The sequence below is a fragment of the Streptomyces sp. NPDC036822 genome (assembly GCF_055609145.1).
The window spans coordinates 107,642-131,065 of record NZ_JBVJPY010000010.1; the positions used below are offsets into that span (position 1 = coordinate 107,642).

Sequence of the window (23,424 nt, forward strand, 5' to 3'; positions counted from 1 at the left end):
ACGGTCACTCCCGGTAGATACTTCTCCATGAGCGCATGGCTGCGAGACGAGACACCCCTGAGCCCCGCCCAGAGCGACACCGACGAGCGGCGGACCGACCGGCCCGACATCTTCGGGCTCCTGCGGGAGCGGGACGAGGGGCGGCACCACACCGCCCAGGTCACCGCCGCCGGGGCCGACTGGCTCGCCTCCGCCGCCGCCTACCCCCGCTCCACGCTCGCGCTCTGGGAGTCGCGGCCCGCCGCCCCCGCCGTACTCCCCTGCGGGACCGCCTTCGACGTCGTCAACGTGGACACGATCTTCGGGCGGCGGATGCTCGACCGGCTCTGGTCGGAGGGCCCCGGAACCGGACCCGTCGCCGTGCACCGGGGCAGGATGCTCCTGTTCGCCGCGCCCGGGACCGCCCAGCGGTTACCCTCCCTGCTCGCTTGGGAGGAGTGGGGCGACTCCGTCCCGCCGCCCCTCTGCCACGGCACCGGCGACGCCGTGACCATCCCTCCGCTCTGTCCGCTCGAGCGCACCGGACCCCGCTGGGTCGTCGCCCCCGACACCCGCCACCCCTGGCTGCCGGGGCCCGAGGTGATGCTCTGGGCCTGCGTCCGGGCGGTCCGCGCCGCCTCCGCCGCGGACGTGCGGATATCGATTTTTCCTCCCGCCGATCAGGATGCTAAGGTCTACGACGTCAGCAGGCGCCGCTAGCTCAGTTGGTTAGAGCAGCTGACTCTTAATCAGCGGGTCCGGGGTTCGAGTCCCTGGCGGCGCACAGACGGGAGAAGCCCCTCGCGAAAGCGGGGGGCTTCTTCGTGCGCCCGCACGAGGCCGGGGCCTCAGGTCCGGCGCTCCGGCACCGTCACCTTCACCGTCCACGCGCCCGCCCTCGTCCGGTCCGCCACCTCCACCCGCGTCCCCTCCCCCGGCACCGTGAACGTCTCCCCGACGCCCAGCGGCGCGTCCGCCAGCGGCGGGTACACCGAACGGTCCCAGCACGCCTCCGTCCGGGGGTGGGTGTCCACGACCTCGATCGGACCGTCCCCGGACGCCGCCTGGTTGCGCACGCGGTAGATCAGCACCCCCTCCGTACAGGTGTCCTCGTCGTTGCCCGTCGCGCCGCGCGCCTCGATCGCCAGAGCCGTGCCCGGGCCCGTGCGCACCACCGCGAGCCGGGTGCCGAGCGTGCCGCCCGCCACCGGCGCCGCCGCCAGCGGCTCCAGGCTGAGCAGCCGCGAGCCCCGCCCCTGGACGCAGGCCACCTGCTGGCGCTCCAGCCAGCCCAGCTTCCACTTGTGCCAGCCGAAGAGGTCCGGGGCGAGGCCGAACTGGCTCCCCATGACGTCCCAGTCCCCCACATGGGTGTCCCAGTCGCCCTTGCCGTCCGTCGGGCGGTGGTAGAGGTCGGGCAGGTCGAAGACGTGGCCGGTCTCGTGCGCCAGCACGTTGCGGTCCGGGGGATGGCGCTCGAAGACGGTGACGACCCGCTTGATCTCCGCGTCGTCGACTTCGATCGGATGGTCGAGGTTGACGACCTTCGTGGCGTCCGAGTCGACGCCGGGCGCGTCCGGGTCGGCCACCAGATAGACGATGTCGAAGCGCGAGAAGTCCACGCGCTCGTTCGCCGCGTCGATGGCGTCGTGCAGGTAGGCGGTGCGCCGGCCCGCGTCCCAGTCGCGCTTTATGTCGTAGGCGGTGGAGGGCTGCGGCATGCTGATCCACTCGCGCTGGGGGTGGACGTGCAGCGCGAACCGGCCGTACGAGGCGCGCCGGAAGAAGTCGCTCGTGCCGGGGAAGTGGTCGGCGGTCAGCTCGTCGGTGCCGACGAGGGGCGTGGAGTCGGGGAAGGACAGGAAGATCATGACCGCGTCGAGCGAGCGGGTGGGCTGGGGGTAGGAGCCGTTCCAGGTGTCCAGGCCGAGGGAGTGGTGGGCCGCGGTACGGGGCAGGGCGCAGGGGCCCGCCGAGGGCGCGCCCACGGCGGGCCCCGCCACGAGCCCGGTCGCGGCGAGCGCCATCAGGGAGGTGAACGCCGCCGCCGAGGCACGCAGCTTGGGACGTTCCACTCCCCCGGGTGTCTGCTGACCCCTCACGTAGACCTCCGGCTCCGGAATGCGGGACACCACACCCACCTTGTGATGGTTTGCGGCATTTCGCACTATTCCGCTGCCCCAGTCGAGTGAGCGGGCACCACGGGGTCGACGCGACACGCCCTCTCAACGATTCACGGAAAGTCACATTCGGTCACGTCGCCGACGTCCCGCGTCAGACCCGCGCAGAAACGATCGGCCGGGAGGTGCGGAGCGCCCGTCCGCCCCCTCCGGAGAGCGGGACGGCCGCCACGGAGCTGGATCGGCCCCCGGGGCTGCCTCTATGATCGGCACACTTTCCTTGGCCGACCATCCCGACCACATCTGTACGGCCCAACTGCGCTACGGGAGCGAGCGGTGAGCGGAACCCCCGAAGGACCGGTGCACGCCCAGCTCTCGCCCGCCCGGGAGCCCGCGCATCCGATCACGGAGCGTCATCCTGAGCCCCTGGCCCAGGGTGACCGAGGACCGGGCACGACCCCCGGGACGGCCACCGAGCCCTCGGCGTGCCAGGACCCCCGGACCGCGGCCGAACTCCGCGACTACCGCGCCGCCTTCCGGGCCGCCCAGCTCGCCATGGCCGTCGTCGACCAGGACGGCGTCGTCGTCACCGCCAACGACGCGCTCGGCACGCTCTTCGGCACCGAGGCCGACGCGCTGCGGGAACAGTCCGCCGCCGACCTCGTCGACCTCGCCTCGGACGGCCGCACCTGGCACGCGTACCGCGAGGTGCTGCGCGGCCGCCGCTCCCGCTTCCGCTGCACCCGCCGGCTCAAGCACCCCGACGGACGCTCCCTGTGGGCCGAGGTCACGGTCTCCCCCGTGCCCGACAGCCGCCGCGTGCTGCTCTCGATCGCGGACATCAGCGACCGGCGGGAACTCCAGGCCCGGCTGCGGCACCTCCAGATGCACGATCCGGTGACGCGGCTACCCAACCGCGCCCTCTTCTTCGAGCGCCTCACCGCGGCCCTGGAAGCGGCCGCCCAGGAGGACGAACGCCCGTCGATCGGATCGTCTTACGAGTCCTACGGGCATGGCGGAACAGGGCGGATCGGCCTCTGCTACCTGGATCTCGACGGCTTCAAGGCGGTCAACGACACCCTGGGCCACCGGGTCGGGGACCGTCTGCTCGCCGCCGTCGCCGGCCGCCTGACGGAGTGCGCGGACGCCGACGGCTACACCCGCAGCGGCGGGCACCTGGTGGCGCGGCTCGGCGGCGACGAGTTCGCGATCCTGGTCGAGGAGTCGACCGGCACGGAGCAGCTCGCGGACCTCGCCCAGTCCGTGCTGTGCGCGCTCCAGCAGCCCTTCGACCTGGCCGGGCAGCGGCTCTCCGTCTCCGCCTCGATCGGGGTGGTGGAGCGCGGGGCCCGCGGCACCACGGCGACGGGCCTGATGCAGGCCGCCGACACGACGCTGTACTGGGCGAAGGCGGACGGCAAGGCCCGCTGGACGCTCTTCGACCCCGAGCGCAACGCCCACCGGATGACGAGACAGGCGCTCTCCTCGACCCTGCGGCCGGCGGTCGAGCGCGGCGAGTTCGCGCTGGAGTACCAGCCGCTGGTCGGGATGGCCGACGGAGTGGTGCGCGGCGTGGAGGCGCTGGTGCGCTGGAACCACCCGCAGTTCGGCTCGCTCCCGCCGAATCGGTTCATCGGCATCGCCGAGGAGGACGGTTCGATCGTCGAGCTGGGACGCTGGGTGCTGCGCACGGCCTGCCGTCAGGCCCGGCAGTGGCAGCAGGACCACCCGCGCGACCGCCCGCTGTTCGTCAGCGTCAACGTGGCCGTACGGCAGGTGTGGGACTCGGACCTGGTGGCGGACGTGGCGGGCATCCTGGCCGAGACGGGCCTCGCCCCGCATCTGCTGCAACTGGAGCTGACCGAGTCGGCCGTGATGGGCTCGGCGGGCCGGCCGCTCCAGGCACTCCAGGCGCTGAGCGACATGGGCGTGCGGATCGCCATCGACGACTTCGGCACGGGCTATTCGAACCTGGCGTATCTGAGCCGGCTGCCGGTGTCCGTCCTGAAGCTGGACGGATCGTTCGTCCGGGGTTTCCAGGACGAGGCGCACGCCAACCCGGCGGACGAGCTGATCGTGGAGGCGCTGGTGCAGCTGGCGCACCGGCTCGGCCTGACGGTCACCGCCGAGTGCGTGGAGACCTCCGGCCAGGCGACCCGGCTGCGCCGGATCGGCTGCGACACGGGGCAGGGCTGGCTCTACTCCCGCGCGGTGGCCCCGGACCGTATCGCCGAGCTGATCGGTGTGGCACCGCTGCCGGTGTGACGCGGCATGGCGCTGCCCCCGGCCGGAGGGACATCCGGGCGGGGGCAGCCGTCATGAGGGGGTCGGGCGGGTCAGCGGGTCAGCAGGCGCCGAGGTCCTTCCAGACGCCCCACTCGCCGGTCGAACCCGGCTCCTCGTTCTGGGTCCACCACTGGGCCTTCCAGGTGTGGCCCTTGTGCGAGACCTGCGAGCCGCCGGTGTAGACCGTGCCGGCCACGTACGCCGGGGAGGTGCAGCTGCCGGTCGGGGGCGTCGTCGGCGGGGTCGTCGGCGGGGTGGTGGTCGGAGGCGTCGTCGGCGGCGTGGTCGGCGGGACGGTGGTGCCGCCGAGCGCGGAGTTGATCTGCTTCAGCAGGGTGATGTTGTCGTCCAGGCCGAGGAGCGAGTACATCATCGCGCCGGCCAGGCCGCGCTGCTTGCCGTAGTCCACCCGCGCCTGGACGGACTTCTGGTTCAGGCCGGTGAAGAACTCGCCGTCCTTGTAGAAGTACGAGGCCTTGGCCTGGTCGTCCCAGAAGGTCGTCGCGGCGTTGTCGACGATGCCGCCGAGCTCCTTGTAGTGGGCGATGCCGGGCTGCTGGCTGAGCGGGCGGGCGGCGGACCCGCCGGTGGCGGTCTGGGCAAGACCGTTGGCGGTGCCCGCCGGGACGCCCTTCCAGCCGCGGTAGTAGAACTCGTAGCCGAGCGTCAGCTTGTTGGCGGGGAAGCCGCCCGCGATGCCGTAGGCCGGCTTGCCGTCGATCCAGGAGTCGATCGCGTTGTCGATCGAGTACTTCTCGGTGCCCGGCGCGATGGGGTCGGTCGGGTCGTTCGAGCCGGAGTGGAGCGGGGACTGGTGGTACGTCGGCCCGTCGCCGTCCCAGGCGCCGTGCATGTCGTACGTCATGATGTTGGCGTAGTCGAGGTACGCGCCGATCTTGTCCGTCTCGATGTACTTGATCTTGTCCTGGCCGGCCGGGAGCGCCGCCGTCAGCAGGTACTTCTTGCCGCCGTTGGCCGTGCCGTACGCGTCGAGCTGCTTGCGGAACTCGGCGAGGAGCAGGGTGAAGTTCTGCTTGTCCTCCGGGCCGTAGTGGTTGCCGAGGTGGCCGCCGGAGGAGCCCGGGTACTCCCAGTCGATGTCGATGCCGTCGAAGATGCCCGCGGCGCTGCCGGGGCCGCCGAATCCGCCTTCGACCGGGAGGTTGCCCTTGAGGTACTGGTCGATGCAGGAGGAGACGAGCTTCTTGCGGCTGGCGTCCGTCTTCGCGGCGTCGTGGAAGAACTTGGAGTACGTCCAGCCGCCGAGGGAGATGTTGATCTTCAGGTGGGGGTACTTCGCCTTCAGTTCCTTGAACTGGTTGAAGACGCCCACGATGGGCTGGTCCCACTTGTCGGCCACGCCGTCGACGCTGTCGGCCGCGCTGAAGGACTTCTGGTAGTCGGCGTAGGAGTCGCCCGCACCGTCGCCCGCGTTGGGGTTGTTGTCGTCACCGGCGGCCTTGTTGGCCTCGAAACAGGTGAGTTCGGTGGGGTGGATGTTGCCGAACGAGTAATTGATGATGTCCAGGTTGCTCGCGATGCCCCGCGTGTCGAGGTGCTTGGGATAGAAGGCGTTCCCGTACACGCTCCACTGGTCGTAGTACGCGATTCTCACGCCGCCGGCGGAGGCGGTGGTGGCGGTGTCGGCTGCCTGGGCGGAGCCGAGGCCGACGGTCGCGGCAAGGGCTCCGGCGGCGAGGGCCGTGCTGAGGAGCGCGGCGATCAATGGCTTACGGGGGTGCACGTGCGGCCTCCGAGGGAGATACGAGGGGTACGCGGTACAGCAGTTGGAGCAGTGATAGCCCTCGTGTGAACAGCACGTCAATGGTCTGAACCAGATTGAGGACTAGACCAATTGGCGCGAGAAAGCCCTTGTCAGAGCCGTGCAGCACATAATCGAACCGCTCGCCACCACAGGTGACGAGCGGTTTAAGGTTCACTTAGGGGTGGCGGAGCCGCCTGTTCCGGTGTGAACCAACCGGCCCTCGGAATCCAGGTTTTACTCTGCCGGAACGTCTCCGTCCGGCATGCCGTAGGCGTCGGCGATCAACGCGTAGCTCCGCAGCCGGGCCTCCCCGCCGTGCGCGTTAGCCGTGATCATCAGCTCGTCGGCGCCGGTGCGCTTGCGCAGATCGTCCAGACCCGTCCGGACCTCGTCCGCCGTGCCGTGGACGACGTTCCCGAGCCAGCCGTCGACGAACTCCCGCTCCGCCGGACTGAAGTGGTACGCCTCCGCCTCCTCCGGCGTCGGGATCAGGCCGGGCCGGCCCGTCCGCAGCCGCAACATCGACAGCGCCCCGGTGAGGACCTGCCGACGGGCCTCCTTCGCGTCGTCGTTCGCCAGGGCGGACACGCCGATGAGGGCGTACGGCGCGTCGAGGACCTCCGAGGGCCGGAAGGAGTCCCGGTAGAGGTCGAGCGCGGGAAGCGTGTTCTGCGCGGAGAAGTGGTGGGCGAAGGCGAAGGGCAGGCCGAGCATGCCGGCGAGCCGCGCGCTGAAGCCGGAGGATCCGAGCAGCCAGAGCGGCGGACGGCCCTTCGGGCCCTGCACGGGGCCGGGCACGGCGTGTATCCGGGCGTAGGGATGGCCGTCCGGGAAGTCGTCGTCCAGGAACCGGGTGAGTTCGACGAGCTGTTGCGGGAAGTCGTCGGCGCCTTCGTTCAGCCGGTCCGTACGGCGCAGGGCGGCGGCCGTGGCCCCGTCCGTGCCGGGCGCCCGCCCGAGGCCGAGGTCGATCCGGCCCGGAGCGAGGGCCTCCAGCGTCCCGAACTGCTCGGCGATGACCAGCGGGGCGTGGTTGGGCAGCATCACGCCGCCCGAACCGAGACGGATGCGGCGGGTGTGCGCGGCAAGGTGGGCCAGGATCACGGCCGGCGAGGAGGAGGCGACGCCGGGCATGGAGTGGTGCTCCGCGACCCAGTGGCGGTGGTAGCCGCGCCGCTCGGCGAGCCGGCTGATCTCGACGCTGGCGGCCAGGGCCTGCGTCGCGGTCCGCCCGCTGCCGACGGTCACCAGGTCCAGTACGGACAGCGGCACGGGCGAGTCCCCGTGTGCCGTGCCCCGAATCGCGTCGCTCACCGTTGACGACCCTTCTGCGCAAAGACGTACGTACGAGCGAAGAGAACAGGAGGCTGTCTCCGCTTATTCCGCAGGATTGACATGTTCGGCTTCGGGTAGCCGCGCGCCCATGGCTCGAATAGGTCCACCCAGCAGGACACATCGCATGAAACGCCGTACCCTCCTCCTCGGCACCGCCGCGGGCGCCGGAGCGGCGCTCGGCGCGGCCGGCTGCGCGCGGGTCGCCTCCGGCGACGCCCTCGGCCGTCTCAGATCCCAGCGCACGGTCCGCCTCGGCATCGCCGGCGAGGTGCCCTACGGCTACGTCGACGAGCAGGGCGCGTTCACGGGCGAGGCCCCCGAGCTGGCCCGGGTGATCTTCCGGCGGCTCGGCATCGAGAACGTCCAGCCGGTGGCGACCGACTTCGCCTCCCTCATCCCCGGGCTCAACTCGCAGCAGTTCGACGTCGTCTCCGCCGGGATGTACATCAACAAGGAGCGCTGCGCACAGGTCATCTTCGCCGACCCCGAGTACCAGATGCTCGACTCCTTCATCGTCCGCAAGGACAACCCGAAGGGCCTGCGGTCGTACGAGGACGTCGTCCGCTCGAAGGCTCGCTTTGCCACCGGCAGCGGCTACGCCGAGATCGCCTACGCCGTCGCCGCCGGGTACCCGGAGAAGGACATCGTGATCCTCCAGGACCAGGTGGCCGGGCTGAACGCGGTCGAGTCCGGCCGCGTCGACGTGTTCGCCGCCACCGCGCTCACCGCCCGTTCCGTGGTGCGCAAATCGGCCAAGGCCGAGGCCACCGAGCCCTTCGCCGCCGTCGTGGACGGCGAGAAGAAGATCGACGGCGGCGGCTTCGCCTTCCGCCCCACGGACGTCACCCTGCGGGACGCCTTCAACGTCGAGCTGCACAAGATGAAGAGGAGCGGCGAACTCTTCCGGATCCTGCGGCGCTTCGGCTTCACCGAGGCCGAGATGACCACCCTGACCGCAGAGGAGCTGTGCCGATGACCGCAGGACTCTGGCAGAACTGGGTCCTGCCCGGCATCTGGATCACCCTCCAGCTCCTGATCGCCTCCGCCGCGCTCGCCGCGCTGGTCGCCTTCACCGTCGGCACGGCCCGCACCCACCGCAGCCGCGCGGTGCGCTTCCTCGCCGGGCTCTACACCGAGGTCTTCCGCGGCACCTCCGCGCTGATCCTGATGTTCTGGCTCTTCTTCGTGTTGCCGCCGCTGATCGGCTGGCAGCTCGTCCCGATGTGGGCGGCGATCCTCGCGCTCGGACTCTCCTACGGGGCCTACGGCGCCGAGATCGTGCGCGGCGGGCTGAACGCCGTACCGAAGGCGCAGCGGGAGGCGGGCATCGCGCTCAGCCTCACGCCCTGGCAGCGGCTGCGGCTCGTCCTGCTCCCGCAGGCCGTGCCCGAGATGATCCCGTCCTTCTGCAACCTGCTCGTCGAGCTGCTCAAGGGCACCGCCCTCGTCTCGCTGCTCGGCGTCGGCGACGTGTCCTTCGCCGCTTACCTGGTGCGGCTCGCGACCCAGGAGAGCGGCGGGATCTACACCGTCACCCTCCTCGTCTACTTCGTGATCGCGCTGGTGATCACCCGCTCCATGAAGGCCCTGGAGCGACGCACCAAGGCGAACCTGGGGGTGGTGGCCAAGTGAACTGGGACTGGTCCGCGGTGGCGGACTTCATGCCGCGCTTCTGGGAGGGGCTCCTCGTCACCCTCCAGGTGCTCGTCCTCGGCTCGCTGATCTCGTTCACGCTCGGTCTGGTGTGGGCGCTGGGCTTCCGGGCCCGCAGCCGGTTCGTACGGTGGCCGGTTCACGCCGTCACCGAGTTCGTCCGCACCACCCCGCTGCTCGTGCAGCTCTTCTTCCTCTTCTTCGTCCTGCCGGAGTGGGGCGTGCAGTTCTCCGCCCTGACCACCGGCACGCTCGCGATCGGCCTGCACTACTCGACGTACACCGCGCAGGTGTACCGGGCCGGCATCGATGCCGTCCCGGCCGGCCAGTGGGAGGCCGCGACCGCGCTCAGCCTGCCGCGCCACCGCACCTGGCTGACCGTGATCCTGCCGCAGGCGCTGCGCAGGATCGCGCCCGCGCTGGGCAACTACGTCATCGCGATGCTCAAGGACACCCCGCTCCTCGCCGGGATCAGCGTGCTGGAACTCCTCCAGCAGTCCCGCCTGGAGAGCGCGGCCACCTTCCAGTACACCGAGCCGCTCACGGTCGTCGGTGTGGCATTCGTCCTGATCGCCTATCCCGCCTCCCTGCTCGTCCGCACCCTGGAGCGCCGCCTTGCCCACTGACAACGACCATGACCTGATCCGCTTCGAGAACGTCACCAAGCGGTTCGGGGACAACACCGTCCTCGACGATCTCTGCTTCTCGGTCCGGGCCGGCGAGCACGTCACGCTGATCGGCCCCTCCGGTTCCGGCAAGACGACGATCCTGCGGCTCCTGATGACCTTGGAGAAGCCCGACGCGGGAACGATCCAGGTGAACGGCGGCAAGCTGTACCCGGCCGACGAGAAGCACCGGCGCGAGGTCCGCAAGAAGATCGGCATGGTCTTCCAGCACTTCAACCTCTTCCCCCATATGTCGGTGTTGCGCAACATCACCGAGGCGCCGGTCCGGAGCCTCGGCAAGAGCCGCGAGGAGGCCGAGGCGCGCGGCCGGGAGCTGCTCGACATGGTCGGTCTGGGCGACAAGTGCGAGGCCAGACCCGCACAGCTGTCCGGCGGACAGCAGCAGCGGGTGGCGATCGCGCGGGCGCTCGCGATGGAGCCGAAGGTGCTGCTGCTGGACGAGGTCACCTCCGCGCTGGACCCCGAGCTGGTGGCCGGCGTGCTCGACCTCCTTCGGGACATCGCGCGGACGACGGACATCACCATGATCTGCGTGACGCACGAGATGAACTTCGCCCGGGACATCTCCGACCAGGTGCTGATGTTCGACGGCGGAAAGGTGATCGAGTCCGGTTCTCCGGAAAAAATCTTCTCGGAACCGGCCCACGAACGTACGCGCGAGTTTCTCGGTGCGGTGCTCTGACCTGAGCCTCTGTCGGTCAAGTGTGCCCCTGACATATGCCAGGGTGGTGCGCCCCAGCGCATGGCGCTGGGGCACCGCATCAAACTCGCCAACAGCCGCCCCGCAAACGGCGCTTGACGGCTATCGTGGTACGGAAGCTTGCGGTCACAACCTGGTAGGGGGAAACCGTGGCGCTGAAGCCCGAGCCCACCGCGCCGTTCCACTCGGTGCAATACGCCCTGCGCGTCCTCGAGACGCTCTCACGGCACGGTGGCGGGGTGACGGACGTCCAGATCGCGCGTGAGACCGGTCTGCCCGTCGCCCACCTGACGTCCCTGCTGCTGATGCTGCGCCGCGAGGGGTACGTCGAGCAGGTCGCCGACGGCGCCTATGTGATCGGCGACTCGCTCGTCCTCCTGGGTTCCGGCATGACCCGCCGCGAGGCCCTGGAGGGCAAGCTCCAGGAGACGCTGACCGAGCTGCGCGACTCCGTCGGCGCCGCGGTCTACATCAGCCGGTACATCGACGGCGAGGTGAAGATCACCCAGTTCGCCGACGGTCCGCGTACGCCCAAGGTCAACGAGTGGGTGGACTTCCGCTCGGCCGCGCACGCCAGCGCGGTCGGCAAGTGCCTGCTCACGCAGCTCGACCAGAACGGCCGCCGGGACCACCTCTCGCGCCACAAGATCGCCCGGCTGACCTCCCGGACGATCACCAACGAGAAGGTGCTCTTCTCCAAGCTGGACAGCCAGCCGCCGACCGTCCCTGTCCTCGACCTCCAGGAGTACGCCGTGGGCACGGTGTGCGCGGCGGTTCCGCTGACGGCGGGCGCGTCCGTGGGGTGCCTCGCGCTCTCCCTGCCCATCGAGCACGCCCACCGGCTGCGCTCGGCGGCCGACACGCTGGACCGAAGAGCGGCTCCGGTGGTGCTCTCACTGGCGATCTAGGGAGGGATCCCCGGGGTGCGGCCGTTGGCAGGGCCGGGCCCGGCGTGACCGGCATCCCCGGGGGCCGCCAGGTGCCCGCAGGGGGTGCTGTGCGGCGTGGTCATGAGCACCCCGGGGGACCAGGTAGTATTTTATCTGTCAGCAGGCGCCGCTAGCTCAGTTGGTTAGAGCAGCTGACTCTTAATCAGCGGGTCCGGGGTTCGAGTCCCTGGCGGCGCACAGACGGAAGAAGCCCCTCGCGGAAGCGGGGGGCTTCCTCGTGCGCGCTCCCGCCCTCACGCGCGCAGGTAGGTGAGGACGGCGAGGACCCTGCGGTGGGTGTCCTCGGCGGGCGGCAGGTTCAGCTTCGCCAGGATGTTGCCGATGTGCTTGCCGACGGCGGCCTCGGTGACGACGAGCCGGCGGGCCGTCTCGCCGTTCGAGTGGCCTTCGGCGACCAGGGCGAGCACCTCGCGCTCGCGCGGCGTCAGCGCCGCCAGCGGGTCGCGGTGGCGGCGCAGCAGCTGCCGCACCACCTCGGGGTCGACGACCGTCCCCCCGGCCGCGACCCGGGTGACGGCGTCGAGGAACTCCTCGACCTGGCCCACCCGGTCCTTCAGCAGGTACCCCACGCCGGTGCCGTCGCCCGCGTCGAGGAGATCGGCGGCGTAGGTCCGCTGGACGTACTGGCTCAGCACGAGGACGGGCAGCGCCGGGCGCTCGGCGCGCAGCGCGACGGCCGCGCGCAGCCCCTCGTCCTGGAATCCGGGCGGCATCCGCACGTCGGTGACGACGATGTCCGGATCGTGCGCGGCGACGGCGTCGCTCAGGGCCTCGGCGTCGCCGACGGCGGCGACGACCTCGTGGCCGAAACGGGCCAGGAGCCCGATCAGCCCTTCGCGGAGGAGGACGCTGTCCTCGGCGAGGACGACGCGGAGGGGGCGGGCAGCGGTCGGCACGGGATCTCCACTCGTAGGACGGTCGGTCCGCCCGGCGGGCTCATGATCGTCAGTGTGCCATCGAGGACCGCGAGCCGGTCGGCCAGTCCGGTGAGGCCGGTGCCGTGCGCCGGGTCGGCGCCGCCGCGGCCGTCGTCGTCCACCTCGATCCGCAGAGTGCGGTGCTCGCACCGGGCGGTGATCCGGGCCCGGCCCGCGCCGCTGTGCTTGCCGATGTTGGCCAGGGCCTCGCACACGACGAAGTAGCCGGCGCTCTCGACGGGGGCGGGCAGGCGGGGCACGTCGATGTCGGTGTCCACCGGGACGGCGCAGCGGTCGGCGGCGTCGGCAAGGGCGGCGCCGAGGCCGTAGTCGGCGAGGACCTGCGGGTGGATGCCGTGGATGAGTTCGCGCAGGTCGGTCAGGACGTGCCCGGCCTCCGCGTGGGCCCGGGCGAGCTGCTCGGCGAGCGGTCCTGGCGGGGCGTCGAGGCGGGCGAGCCCCAGCGTCATGGTCAGGGCGACGAGGCGTTGCTGCGCTCCGTCGTGGAGATCGCGCTCGATCCGCCGCCGCTCGGCCTCGAAGGCCTCGACGAGCCGGGCCCGGGACGCGGTGACCTCGCCGATACGGTCCCGCAGTTCGGTCTCGCGGGGCGCGAGCAGCGCCCGGCCGAGGGCGGCGCGGGCCCCGGCGAGGGCGGCGACGGGGTGGAGGAGGGCGACGAGGAGGACGAGGCCGAGGAGGGCGGCGGCGAACGCCTCCGGATAGGAGGTGACGAGGTACGCCTTGACGACCTTGGCCTCTTCTCCGTCGACGGCCAGCTGGACGGGCGTGCTCATCAGGACCGCGGGCAGGCCGAGGCCCACCGCGAGGACGAGCGCGTCCAGCGGCCACAGGACGGTGGCGTGCAGCACGGCGTACGCGAGCTCCCGCCACGTGGCCTGTTCCCGCGCCCTCAGCCGGAGCCAGGCGGCCAGACCGGGGGCGTCGGGGACGCGGTGCGGGTCGACGGCGGGGTCGAGTTCGACAAGGCGGAGCCGGCGGCGCTCGATGCCGCCGAGGGCGACGCCGACGAGGAGGAGCAGCGGAAGGCCGACGAGGACGACGGAGAAACCGACAAGCAGGAGCAGCACGAGCAGGGCGGGAACACCGGTGACGACCCCGCTCGCCAGGTAGCCGGCGGACCGCCACGGCCACGCGGTACGGAGGTAGCGGCGCCGGGTCAGGGCCTGCCAGGGGGTGCGGGGCTGCATGCGCCCCACCGTAGGGGCCGGCCGGAGGGCGGGGCCATGGTGGTGGAGGGCGTCCGGGAGGTAGGGCTGGACCTACCTCCCGGACGGGCCGGGGGGCGGGAGGCCCCCGAAGCCCGGAGCGTGGCGGCTCGGGGCCGGGGCCTCGCGGCTCGGGCCCTCAGGGCTCGGCGGCTCCGGCGGGCTGGAGTGGGGCCCCTGGCTCAGACCGGCTCGGGGGCGGCGGCCTTCGTCAGGGCGGTGACCTTCACGGGTTCCGTGCCGGCCGTGCTGTGCCGTTCGGCCCAGGACTCCAGAGCGGTGCGGCACGCGTGGTCGAGGTGGTGCAGGCCGGACGTGTCCAGCTCGACCGGCCGGTCCTGGGGCAGCGCCTCCAGGCTGTCGAGGATCTTCGGCAGCCGCAGGAAGGTCGCGTTCCCCGTCAGGTACGCCTGGATCGGGCCGGCGCCCTTGTCGATGACCTCCAGTCGTATGTGCGACGTCTCCCACGCGGTCTTGATCACGGACAGCGCGAGGCCGATGAGCACGCCCTCGAACATGTTGACCGCGACGATCGCCACGGCCGTGACCACGAGGATCACCGCCTCGCCCCGGTGCGACCGCCACAGCGCGAGGAGCCCGCGGAAGGGGATCAGCTTCCAGCCCGCGTGGACGAGGATCCCCGCGAGGGCGGGCAGCGGGATCAGCGCGAGCGCCGCCGGCAGCAGCGCCGCGAACAGCAGCAGCCACACGCCGTGCAGCACCCGCGAGGCCTTCGTCCGGGCGCCCGCCGCCACGTTGGCCGAGCTGCGGACGATGACCGCGGTCATCGGCAGCGCACCGAGCACGCCGCAGATCGCGTTGCCCGTGCCCTGGGCCATCAGCTCCTTGTCGTACCGCGTGCGCGGTCCGTCGTGCAGCCGGTCCACCGCGGCCGCGCTGAACAGGCTCTCGGCGGAGGCGATGAGGGTGAAGGCGAGGACCGTGCCGATGACGGCCGGGGTGGCCAGGCCGCCGAAGGCGTCGGCGCCCGGCAGGCTCAGGGAGTCGATCAGGCCCTTCACCTCGACGGTGGCCACCGGCAGGCTGAGCACCGACGCGGCCACCGTCGCCACTATGACGGCGGCGAGCGCGCCCGGCACGGCCCGGACCTTCGTCGGCAGCCTCTTCCATCCGACGAGGACCGCGATGGTTCCGGCACCGAGCGCCAGCGAGGCCATCGCCTCGGGGCTGCCGACCGCCTCGACGGCGGCGGCCGGCAGACCCAGGATCTTGTCGAGCCCGGAGGCGGGGGCCTTGAGGCCGGCCGCCGCGTACACCTGGCCGGCGATGATCACCAGACCGATGCCGGCGAGCATGCCCTCGACGACCGAGACGGAGATCGCGCGGAACCAGCGCCCCAGCTTGAGGGCGCCCATGGCGAGCTGCAGGAGCCCGGCGGCCAGCACGATCACGCCGAGGGCGGGCAGGCCGAACTCGCTGACCGCTTCGAAGACCAGCACGGTCAGGCCGGCGGCCGGCCCGGACACCTGGAGGCTGCTGCCCGGCATCAGACCGGTGACGATGCCGCCGACGATGCCGGTGACGAGCCCGAGTTCGGCGGGGACGCCGGAGGCGACGGCGACGCCCACGCACAGCGGCAGGGCGACCAGGAAGACGACGATCGAGGCGGCGAAGTCCCGGCGGAGGTGGGGGAAGGCGGTCATGCGGTCCTCCCTCACAGCGCTTCGAACGAGTCGGTGGCCGCGCGGTGCTCGCGTACGGCGCCGGTGTGAACCTCGTAGTACCAGCCGTGCAGTCGCAGCCGGCCGGAGTCCAGCCGCTTGGCGACGCAGGGGTAGGAGCGCAGCCGCAGCAGCTGCGTCAGGACGTGGTGCTGCACGGCCTCCGCGACCGTCGGATCGGCCGGATCGGAGCACACCGGCTCCTCGGCGGCGTGCGCGAGCCAGTCGCGTACGGCGGGGACGGCGTCCAGGTCGTCGCCGCGCACGACCGCGCCGACGGCGCCGCAGTGCGAGTGGCCGCAGACCACGATGTGCTGGACACCGAGGACCTCCACGGCGTACTCGATGGTGGCCGCCTCGCCCGAAGGGGCCGCGGAGCCGTACGGCGGGACGATGTTGCCCGCGGTGCGCAGCTCGAAGAGCTGGCCGGGCCGGGCGCCGGTGATCAGGGCGGGTACCACCCTGGAGTCGGCGCAGGTGATGAAGAGGACCTCGGGGGACTGGCCTTGGGCCAGCCGGGCGAACTCCTCAGGGCGCTGTCCGAACGTACGGGCGTTGTCGATGAGGGGCTGCATGGCGTGGTGATTCCTCCTGGCGCGTCGTGGGGGACGCGTCGGTGCGGGCAGATGTGTGTGGGGGCTGCTTGCGCCGATCAGCAGCGGAACACCTGGAGCACGGCCGGAGCATGGGCTCTCGACGGCCTCGCCGAGGTGGGGTGCGGGGTTCCGGGCGCGGCCGGTTCGGACGCGACCGAGGCGGGTCGCGCCGGCGAGGGCCGCTCGGATATCCCTGCGTGGTCGGCGGCGCGCGAACGGTCCCGGGTGCGCAGGGGGCCGGTGGGGTCGCCGGGGTGACGGGCGTCGTGGCAGGTGACGATCGTGTCGCTCGGCGTCGCCTCGGAGATGACCGGCGCGACCTGGGCCTTGGCCACGGCATGACGTGGCGTATGCGCATATGCGAAGGACGCCGCGAAGGTGAGGAGCTGGACGGCGACCAGCACGGCGGCGAGGAGCGGGAAGGCGCTCCGGGCCGTCGGACCTCGGCGCATACGCCCCCTCCCTGCGGTTCGCGACATCCGGCGCATGCCAACAGTTGGTCAACGATCAGTCAAGGAAGACCATAGCCTGGCAAAGTCGTTTGCAGGGTTAACCGAACGTTACGAGCCGAAGAGAGCCCGAAAACCCTATGTTGAGGGGCGGTCCGGCAGGTGGCGGCCGTGGGCGGCGTAGTGGGTGCGGAGCTCCGACACGGCGGCGGAGGTCAGGCGCTCGTACGGGGCTCCGGGCGACGGGCGCCACCAGACCGGGTCGTCGCAGAGGAACGACTCCCGGCGCAGCACCATCCGGTGGATCTTGTTCGTGGCCGTCAGAGGAAGTTCGGGGACGACGCGGACGAAGCGCGGAGGCATCTTCGTCCCCAGGTCCGGCTGCGCGGCGAGGAAGCCCTCGAAGGCGGCCGGATCAAAAGCGGCCGGATCGAAGGCGGCCGCTCCCTCGGTGCCGGTGTTGGTGCCGGCATCGACACCGCTCCCCCGCAGGGCGATCGCCGCCATCACCTGGTCCCCCGCGACCGGGTCGGGTATCGCGTAGACGGCGACCCCGGCCGCCCTCTCCCAGCGGGCGAGGATGCCCTCGATCACCGCCGCGGCCAGGTTCTCGCCGTCGACCCGCAGCCGGTCGTCCGTGCGCCCCGCGAAGTACAGGAAGCCCCGCGCGTCCCGGTAGAAGAGGTCCCCCGTCCAGTACCAGCCGCCGCGCCGACGCGCCGCGTCCGCCTCCGGGTTGCGCCAGTACCCCTCGAAGGGGCTCGGCCCCCGGTTGACCAGTTCGCCGATCGCCGACCCGGCGTCGAGCAGGCCGCCCGACGGCGAGAGGACGGCCGGCGCGCACTCCTCTCCGGTCGCCGGGTCCACCACCGCGAGGTCGTCCCCGGGCGCGGCGCGCCCGACGGCCCCCGCCGGGGTGTCCGGGGTCCGCCGGATCGCCGCCCCGCCCTCCGAGGAGCCGTACCCCTCCACGAGCCGCGCCCCGAACCGCGCCTCGAACCGGGCGGCGTCCACGCTCCCCGCCTCCGTACCGAACCCGAGGCGCAGCCCGTGGGCCCGGTCGTCGGACCCGGCGGGCGTGGCCAGGAGGTACTGGATCGCCCGGCCCACATAGGTGAAGTAGGTCGCGCCGAACTCCCGCACGTCGGGCAGGAAGCGGGAGGCCGAGAACCGGGCCCGCAGCGCCACCCCCGCCCCGGCCACCAGCGCCGGGGCCCAGTCGGCGATCACCGCGTTGCCGTGGAACATCGGCATGCAGACGTAGTGGACGTCGTCGGGCCGTACGCCGAAGTGCGCGGCGAGGGAGCCGCCGGCGGCCGCCAGCCGCCGCTGGGTGCAGATCGCCGCCTTCGGCGCGCCGGTCGAGCCGGAGGTGAAGTAGAGCAGCATCCTGCTGTCGGGCCGGACCGGGCGGGCCACGGCCTCGCCCGGTTTCGCACCGTCGTAGGGCGCCAGGAGGGCGCGGTACGCCTCGGTGTCGGTCACCAGCAGACGTACGCCCGGCAGGGGAATCCCCTCGAGCAGGGGAAGGTACGCGCGCCGGGTGACCAGGATCCGGCACTCGGTGTGCACGATGTCGCGGGCCAGTTCGGCGCCGCGCCGGGTGGGGTTGATCCCGGCGACGGCGGCCCCCGCGAGGGCCGCCGCGCTCAGCCAGAGCGGGAACTCCGGTGAGTTGTCGAGCAGGACCCCGAGGTGCGGCTCCACACCCCGGGGCAACAGGTCCACGAGCAGCGCGGCTCGCGCGGCGGCGCCCGCTGCGACCTGATGGTGGGTGAGGGTGTGTTTCTCGTCCCTCAGCCCGGTCCTGTGGTCGCCCCATTGGCGCCGTACCAGCTCCGCCACGGTCTCCGCGCCGCTCATGGGCCGGACCATAACTGACTACCTGTCAGAACTGAACATCCGAGCAGGCGTAGAAGGCGTTCGTGGTGTCGGCGACCGTCCAGACCGCCAGGATGAGGTGCTTGCCGGTCTTGCCCGCCGGGATGGTCCCGGAGTGCGAGAGCGTGGCCGGCGGCTGCTGGCTGTTGTACGGGACGGTCAGGAAGGGCTGGGAGTCGAGCGCCGCCCGGGTGAGCGGCTTGGTCCTGTCCCAGCCGTTCTTGGTGATGTAGTACCGGAAATCGGTGGTGCGGTGGCGGGCGGTGAACTGCCAGCGGAAGCTGTAGCTCTGACCCGCCGTGACCTGGGTGGCGGGCCAGTTGCCGCCGCGCGGGTCGTCCAGTTGGGAGAACTGCGAGAGGCCGGCCGAGCAGAGCCTTCCGTCGGCGGGGCCGGCGGCGGGGAAGCCCTTGGGACCCTCGACCGACTGCGGCTCCCACTGGATGTTGCCGCAGTTGGTCACGGTGCCGTTGGCGCAGAGCTTCTGCCTGCTGATCGGGGAGTCGGTGTAGCCATGACTGCTGGCGCTGCTCGTGGCGAAGAGGGAGGCGCCGGCGACGCCGAGCGCCACCGCCGCCACGCCTATCTTTTTGCGCATGCTGTCGCTCCTGGTGAACGTGGGGGAGTTCGATGAGCTGTGCTGCACGCGTGCGGCTGTCGTGCGGGTACCGCCACGGGACTTCCGCGGTCGTACCTATTCCGGTCTAGACCAAGTACCAAAGTATTGACGGAACTTGCCTCTGTCCAGCCCCGTCACGCACCGTCTCCCGGGGCGGAGCGACCGGTGTAGAACGCCACCGTCAGGTCCTTGACCAGCGCCTTGCGCTCGTAGTCGTCCAGCTCCACCAGACCACGCGTGGTCAGCCGGTGGACCACGTCGTCCACCGCGTCCACGACCGCGGTGAGCACGCTGTCCCGGTGCTTGGCGTCGATGGCGGCGATCCGCCGGCGCTGCATCGCCGCCGCGAGTTCGGGGGCGTACTCGATGCGGGTCGGCTGCGCCGAGAACACGTCGATGCCGACCGGCGCGCACTCCGCGGACAGCAGCCGGGTCAGGGCCTCGCCGACCGCCTCCGCGTCCCGCAGGGTCGGGGCGTCCTCGTGGAAGGCGTCGGCGGGAAGCTGGGACAGGACCCTGGCCATGGCCGCCTCGACCTGCTCGCGCAGGTACTCCTCGTGGCCCTCGACACCGAGCGCGGCGCGGACGGTGTCCCGGACGCGCCAGACGACGAGGACGACGACGTCGAGGGCGGTCCCCTTGGCGTCCACGGCGGGGAGCGGCTCGCTGCGCCAGTGGCGGAGGCGGACGTCGACCCGGCGGCGCAGGAAGAGCGGGCTGATCCAGACGAGACCGGTACGGCGGACACTGCCCCGGTAGTCGCCGAAGAGGGTCAGGACCCAGGCGTAGCCGACGCGGCCTCGGCCGAGACCGCCGAGGGAGAAGAGGGTCGCCAGGACGCCGAGGGCGAGCAGGCCCCACTCACCGAGATGGATGCCGTCGTACGGACGCGGGGCCAGGCGGAGCATCCGGTCGAGCGACCCGGGCAGGGCCCCGGTCCACCAGACGACGGCCGCGCAGCCGGCGAGCGACAGCAGGCCGGCGAGGATCCCGAGCCACCCCGGCAGGGCCCGGCCTGGCCGCTCGACGAGCTGGGGGTCGGCGGTGGGGGCGGGACGCGCGGGCTCCGGCCGGGCGTGCCTGGGGAGCGACGGCTTGAGGACGCCGGAGTGGGGGACATCGGCCCTGGGCGTGCCGGGCCTGGCCGTGGAGGTCCCGAAGGGCACCGGGGCCGCGAGCGCGACGGTCGCCGGACCGCCGTCGTCGTCCTCCCGGCGGGCGCCGCCGCCGGACGACTCGGGCTCGTCCCGGAAGAGCAGGTGCACGGGGATCGACCCGGTCGTCTCGGTCCCGATCACCGTCTTGCGCCGCGTCCCCGTACGCGGCGGAGCCTGCGTGGTCCGCGGCGGCGTGACCTCGGCGACGACGGGGACGGTGACCGTACGGACACCCGCGGCGGCGATCCGCCCGAAGTCCGCGGTCCGCCGTCCGACGGGTCCCACGGGTCCGACGGAGGCCGGGTTCTCCCCGGAGGAGGGAGAGCCGGCGCCTGAACTGCCGTCGGTACCGGCGGCCAGGGCGGTGCTGATGCGTGCCTGCGGAGCGGCCGTACCGCCCCGGGAGGGGAAGGCGGCGTCCGTCGGTGCCGCCTCGCCGGCGTCCGCCACCGGGGCAGCGACGGAGGCGGCACCCGGGGAGCCCGCGGCGCCCGAGCCGGACGCGGGAGCGGTGCCGGAGTCGGTCACACGACCGGTGCCCGAGCCGTCCCGACGACCTGCGCCCCCCTCGGACGCCGGAGCGGCGCCGGGAATCCGGCCTACCGGCTCGCCTTCTGCCCGAGGAGGCCGACCGACCGGAGCACCGCCCGCGCCCACGGGGGTCACGCCATCCGGCACCCCACCCACCCCAGAAGCCCGGCCGACCGGCTCGCCTTCTGCCCGGGGAGCCCGACCGACCGGAGCACCGCCCGCGCCCGGGCCTCGGCCGGTCACGTCACCGCCCGGGCGAGGAGCCTGTGCGGCCGGAGCACCGGCGTCAGGGCCGGCGTCGGCGTCCGCGGGGGCGGGAGCGGCGGCCTTCGAGTCCGCAGCCGCGAGAGCCGTCGCGCCCGCCGGGCCGGTGCGCTCCACGCCGTCCGACGGGTCCGTGCGCGGCGCCGGGTCCGCGGGGGTCACCAGGTAGACGTGCGAGACCGGGTCCGTGAACGGCCTCAGGCCCGTGCGCGGTGGCGGGTTGACGGGGGGTGCCGTGTTGACCTGGGCCGCGCGAAGCCGCGGGTCCACGCCCGCCGGGTCCGCCCCCGTCCGTGTGGGGGCCGACCCGGTCGCCCGGGACGCGTCGCCCTCCTCCGGAATCAGACCGGCCGCGCCACCGCCCGTACCCCCGGCGGGCAGGCCGCCCCCACCCTCGTCACCCGGAGGGACCAGGCCCACGGGGTCCACCGGCTCCGACACGTTCACCGGTCCCGGCAGGTCGGGCTTCGGCAGGGGCTCGTCGCTCCTCGCCCCGGGTGCCGCGGCCGGGGCCGTCACCGCCGGGTCGTTCTCCGTCGCCGCGTCCGGTCCAGGCCCTTCGTGCGCACGCGGGACGGTGTCGGCCGCTTCCGGGCCGGGAGCGGGGGTTTCTTCCCCTTCGGGCTCGGGCGCGGGCTCGGGCTTCGGGGCCGGGGCGGACCGCTTCGGCCGCCACGCGCGGAGCTCGTCCGTCAGGCGTCTCGCCGTGCGGGCCGCGTCGCGCGAGGCCGCCGCGCCGCCGTCGGGCGCCGGGCCCAGCGGGTTCGGGGTCGATCGGGTCATTCGGTCCACCTCATGCTCTCGGGTTCATCGGAACAGGCGCCGCCAGGTCTCCGGGCCCGGGTAGCCGTCGGCCGCGCCGCCGCGCCATCCCTGTGCCCGCTGGAACGCCTCGACATTGCGACGGTCCGCCTCCGACCAGCGCGGACCGGGACCCGACAGGTAGTGCTTGCCGTAGCCCCGCTTCACCAGTTGTTTGCCCAGCTTCTCCACATATGCGTTGGACTGGCCCGTACGGAAGTAGCCACGCCCGGGGAACCCCGGCGCATGTGCGCTCGAGCCCCCCGAACCACCCGAACCGCCGATGTCCTTGCCCTGGCCGGTCACGAGCAGCCGCCAGGTGTGCGGTCCCGGCATCCCGTCCGCCTCCTTGCCCTGCCAGCCCTGCGCCCGCTGGAACGCCTGGGTCGCCAGCCGGTCCGCGTCGCTCCAGGCCGGCCCCGGACCCTGGCGGTAGTACTTCTTGGCGCCGCGCTCGACGAGCAGCCGCCCGAGCTGGGTGACGTAGGCGTTGCGGGCGCCGGGACCGAACATCGAACCGCCCGGGTACGGCGTCGCCGTCGTCCCCTGCCCCCCGCCGGCGCCGACCTCGCCCGATCCGGTGCCGGCGCTCACCACGGCCTTGTAGCGGTAGGCCTGATAGCGGTCGGAGTGGGTCCAGTACGCGAGCGGTGTCGCCTGCTGCCGGGTGCGCGGCTTGGTCTGCTCGTAGGCGACGTACGACGTGTGCGTGTAGTCCGTCCAGCCGCCGAAGATCGTGACGTGGGAACCCTTGGCCGGATCGGCGGGGTTGTGGAACAGCAGGATGTCGCCGGGCTGGAGTTCCGTGCGGTCGATCCGCTCGGCGAACCGGTCGAGGCTGCCGGTCCACTCGTTGGCGCGCAGGTTCCACGCCATCGAGATGTAGCCCGAGCAGTCCTGCCGGTAGCCGTCCGACCAGTACCGCTCCATCGAGTACGGCACCTGCGCGTTCACCCACCGCTTGGCCCGGTTGATGATCTCGGACCGCGTCGTCTTCCGCAGGGACTCGGTGGTGACCTGACTGGTCGTCGGGGTCGACACGGGGGACGGCTGCGGGCCGGGCCCGTGGGCTCCGGGCCGGGGGGTTCCGTGCAAGGGTCCGGTACCGCCCTGCGGGGTGTCGGGGGCCGGCGCGGCGGTTCCCGCGCCCCCTACGGCAGCGGAGGCGACCTGCTCGGTCGCCTCCGTCGCCCTCGTCGCCGTCGTCGCCGTCGTCGCCCTCGTCGCCGTCGTCGCCGTCGTGGCCCTCGTCGCCCCGGCCGCCTCCGCCGTCACGTCCGCAGGGCCCGCGGGCCCGGCCGGCCGGGCCAGCGCACCCACTCCCCCACCCCCCAGGACCACTCCCGCCGCCGTCACCAGGACCAGCGCCCGGCGCGCTCCGTGGGCCGCCGGATGACCACCCACCCGTACGGGCAGGCCGAGAGCGAGGTCGCGCCGCCGCTGGGCGCAGCCAGGGCAGCCACAGTCGGCCGCGGGCTCGTACTCCTCGAAGACCGGCACGCTCATGCGCATCCCCTCCACACTCGTCAAGATCTTTTGGCCTGCGATACGGGCGTCAGTGTCTCAACTGTCTGGACATATCGCATTTTGACGGATCGAAGGTAAAAAGCACGATACGACAGGCCGGGAAGCGGTCGGGAATGGTCAGGAGCACTCCCGGCCATCGGGTAAAGTTGTGCAGGTCAGCAGGCGCCGCTAGCTCAGTTGGTTAGAGCAGCTGACTCTTAATCAGCGGGTCCGGGGTTCGAGTCCCTGGCGGCGCACGCAGAGTCGAGGCCCCCTCACCGATGGTGAGGGGGCCTCGGTCGTTCCCGTTGGTGCCGC

The 23,424-nt window shown here is 72.3% G+C and carries 19 protein-coding genes and 3 tRNA genes; 10 read left to right on the forward strand and 12 right to left on the reverse strand.

What is annotated here, in order from left to right; all coding sequences use genetic code 11:
• Positions 1-27: 27 nt before the first annotated feature.
• Positions 28-699 carry a bifunctional DNA primase/polymerase gene (locus ACZ68P_RS22855; RefSeq protein WP_471008985.1) on the forward strand — a complete coding sequence of 224 codons (672 nt, stop codon included), beginning with the start codon at positions 28-30 and terminating at the stop codon, positions 697-699.
• A tRNA-Lys gene (locus tag ACZ68P_RS22860) sits at positions 690-763 on the forward strand. Before ACZ68P_RS22855 ends, ACZ68P_RS22860 begins: the two co-directional genes overlap by 10 nt.
• A gap of 64 nt (positions 764-827) precedes the next feature.
• Here the strand turns inward: ACZ68P_RS22860 and ACZ68P_RS22865 are convergent.
• Positions 828-2,111 carry a M6 family metalloprotease domain-containing protein gene (locus tag ACZ68P_RS22865; RefSeq protein WP_471008987.1) on the reverse strand — a complete coding sequence of 428 codons (1,284 nt, stop codon included), beginning with the start codon at positions 2,109-2,111 and terminating at the stop codon, positions 828-830.
• A gap of 324 nt (positions 2,112-2,435) precedes the next feature.
• Here ACZ68P_RS22865 and ACZ68P_RS22870 point away from each other — a divergent pair, with 324 nt between their 5' ends.
• Positions 2,436-4,364 carry a putative bifunctional diguanylate cyclase/phosphodiesterase gene (locus ACZ68P_RS22870; protein ID WP_471008990.1) on the forward strand — a complete coding sequence of 643 codons (1,929 nt, stop codon included), beginning with the start codon at positions 2,436-2,438 and terminating at the stop codon, positions 4,362-4,364.
• 79 nt (positions 4,365-4,443) lie between these two features.
• Here ACZ68P_RS22870 and ACZ68P_RS22875 read toward each other — a convergent pair whose 3' ends face one another.
• Positions 4,444-6,129: a glycosyl hydrolase family 18 protein gene (locus ACZ68P_RS22875; RefSeq protein WP_471008992.1), complete on the reverse strand. Its 1,686-nt coding sequence runs from the start codon at positions 6,127-6,129 to the stop codon at positions 4,444-4,446.
• Between the two features lie 255 nt (positions 6,130-6,384).
• Complete coding sequence (locus ACZ68P_RS22880) at positions 6,385-7,464, reverse strand: LLM class flavin-dependent oxidoreductase (protein ID WP_471008994.1); 1,080 nt, start codon at positions 7,462-7,464, stop codon at positions 6,385-6,387.
• Positions 7,465-7,609: 145 nt separating this feature from the next.
• Between ACZ68P_RS22880 and ehuB the strand changes: the two genes are divergently transcribed.
• The 6 genes from ehuB (at position 7,610) to ACZ68P_RS22910 (ending at position 11,651) form a co-directional block, all read left to right on the forward strand.
• Entirely contained in the window at positions 7,610-8,461 is an 852-nt protein-coding gene (gene ehuB / locus ACZ68P_RS22885; protein WP_471008997.1) for an ectoine/hydroxyectoine ABC transporter substrate-binding protein EhuB, read from the forward strand.
• Positions 8,458-9,117 carry an ectoine/hydroxyectoine ABC transporter permease subunit EhuC gene (ehuC, locus tag ACZ68P_RS22890; protein WP_365715293.1) on the forward strand — a complete coding sequence of 220 codons (660 nt, stop codon included), beginning with the start codon at positions 8,458-8,460 and terminating at the stop codon, positions 9,115-9,117. Before ehuB ends, ehuC begins: the two co-directional genes overlap by 4 nt.
• Positions 9,114-9,764 carry an ectoine/hydroxyectoine ABC transporter permease subunit EhuD gene (gene ehuD, locus ACZ68P_RS22895; protein WP_365715294.1) on the forward strand — a complete coding sequence of 217 codons (651 nt, stop codon included), beginning with the start codon at positions 9,114-9,116 and terminating at the stop codon, positions 9,762-9,764. The genes ehuC and ehuD overlap by 4 nt, the downstream gene beginning before the upstream one ends.
• Positions 9,754-10,506 carry an ectoine/hydroxyectoine ABC transporter ATP-binding protein EhuA gene (gene ehuA, locus ACZ68P_RS22900; RefSeq protein ID WP_471009000.1) on the forward strand — a complete coding sequence of 251 codons (753 nt, stop codon included), beginning with the start codon at positions 9,754-9,756 and terminating at the stop codon, positions 10,504-10,506. The genes ehuD and ehuA overlap by 11 nt, the downstream gene beginning before the upstream one ends.
• A 167-nt stretch (positions 10,507-10,673) precedes the next feature.
• A complete protein-coding gene (locus tag ACZ68P_RS22905) occupies positions 10,674-11,432 on the forward strand; it encodes an IclR family transcriptional regulator (protein WP_471009003.1) in 759 nt (252 codons plus the stop codon).
• 145 nt (positions 11,433-11,577) lie between these two features.
• Positions 11,578-11,651 (forward strand) — tRNA-Lys (locus tag ACZ68P_RS22910).
• 56 nt (positions 11,652-11,707) lie between these two features.
• Here the strand turns inward: ACZ68P_RS22910 and ACZ68P_RS22915 are convergent.
• The 9 genes from ACZ68P_RS22915 to ACZ68P_RS22955 all read right to left on the reverse strand — a co-directional run bounded on the left by ACZ68P_RS22915 (position 11,708) and on the right by ACZ68P_RS22955 (position 23,106).
• The gene (locus ACZ68P_RS22915) at positions 11,708-12,370 is read right to left on the reverse strand and encodes a response regulator (protein ID WP_471009006.1); all 663 of its coding nucleotides are present in this window, start codon (positions 12,368-12,370) and stop codon (positions 11,708-11,710) included.
• On the reverse strand, positions 12,301-13,602 hold the full coding sequence (locus ACZ68P_RS22920; RefSeq protein ID WP_471009008.1) for a sensor histidine kinase: 1,302 nt from the start codon (positions 13,600-13,602) through the stop codon (positions 12,301-12,303). The genes ACZ68P_RS22915 and ACZ68P_RS22920 overlap by 70 nt, the downstream gene beginning before the upstream one ends.
• 200 nt (positions 13,603-13,802) lie before the next feature.
• On the reverse strand, positions 13,803-15,284 hold the full coding sequence (locus ACZ68P_RS22925) for a SulP family inorganic anion transporter (protein ID WP_471009011.1): 1,482 nt from the start codon (positions 15,282-15,284) through the stop codon (positions 13,803-13,805).
• A gap of 11 nt (positions 15,285-15,295) precedes the next feature.
• Positions 15,296-15,877, reverse strand: a complete 582-nt coding sequence (locus tag ACZ68P_RS22930; RefSeq protein WP_471009013.1) for a carbonic anhydrase — start codon at positions 15,875-15,877, stop codon at positions 15,296-15,298.
• Positions 15,878-15,954: 77 nt separating this feature from the next.
• Positions 15,955-16,350, reverse strand: coding sequence for a hypothetical protein (locus tag ACZ68P_RS22935; protein ID WP_471009015.1), 396 nt, complete (start codon positions 16,348-16,350; stop codon positions 15,955-15,957).
• 135 nt (positions 16,351-16,485) lie between these two features.
• Positions 16,486-18,210 (reverse strand): AMP-binding protein, encoded by a 1,725-nt coding sequence (locus ACZ68P_RS22940; protein WP_471009018.1) that lies wholly within the window; start codon positions 18,208-18,210, stop codon positions 16,486-16,488.
• A gap of 25 nt (positions 18,211-18,235) precedes the next feature.
• Positions 18,236-18,826, reverse strand: coding sequence for a lytic polysaccharide monooxygenase auxiliary activity family 9 protein (locus ACZ68P_RS22945; protein ID WP_471009020.1), 591 nt, complete (start codon positions 18,824-18,826; stop codon positions 18,236-18,238).
• Between the two features lie 155 nt (positions 18,827-18,981).
• Entirely contained in the window at positions 18,982-20,532 is a 1,551-nt protein-coding gene (locus ACZ68P_RS22950) for an SPFH domain-containing protein (protein ID WP_471009022.1), read from the reverse strand.
• Positions 20,533-21,606: 1,074 nt separating this feature from the next.
• A complete protein-coding gene (locus tag ACZ68P_RS22955) occupies positions 21,607-23,106 on the reverse strand; it encodes a peptidoglycan-binding protein (protein ID WP_471009024.1) in 1,500 nt (499 codons plus the stop codon).
• Positions 23,107-23,289: 183 nt separating this feature from the next.
• Here ACZ68P_RS22955 and ACZ68P_RS22960 point away from each other — a divergent pair.
• Positions 23,290-23,363 (forward strand) — tRNA-Lys (locus tag ACZ68P_RS22960).
• The last annotated feature ends 61 nt before the right edge of the window (positions 23,364-23,424 follow it).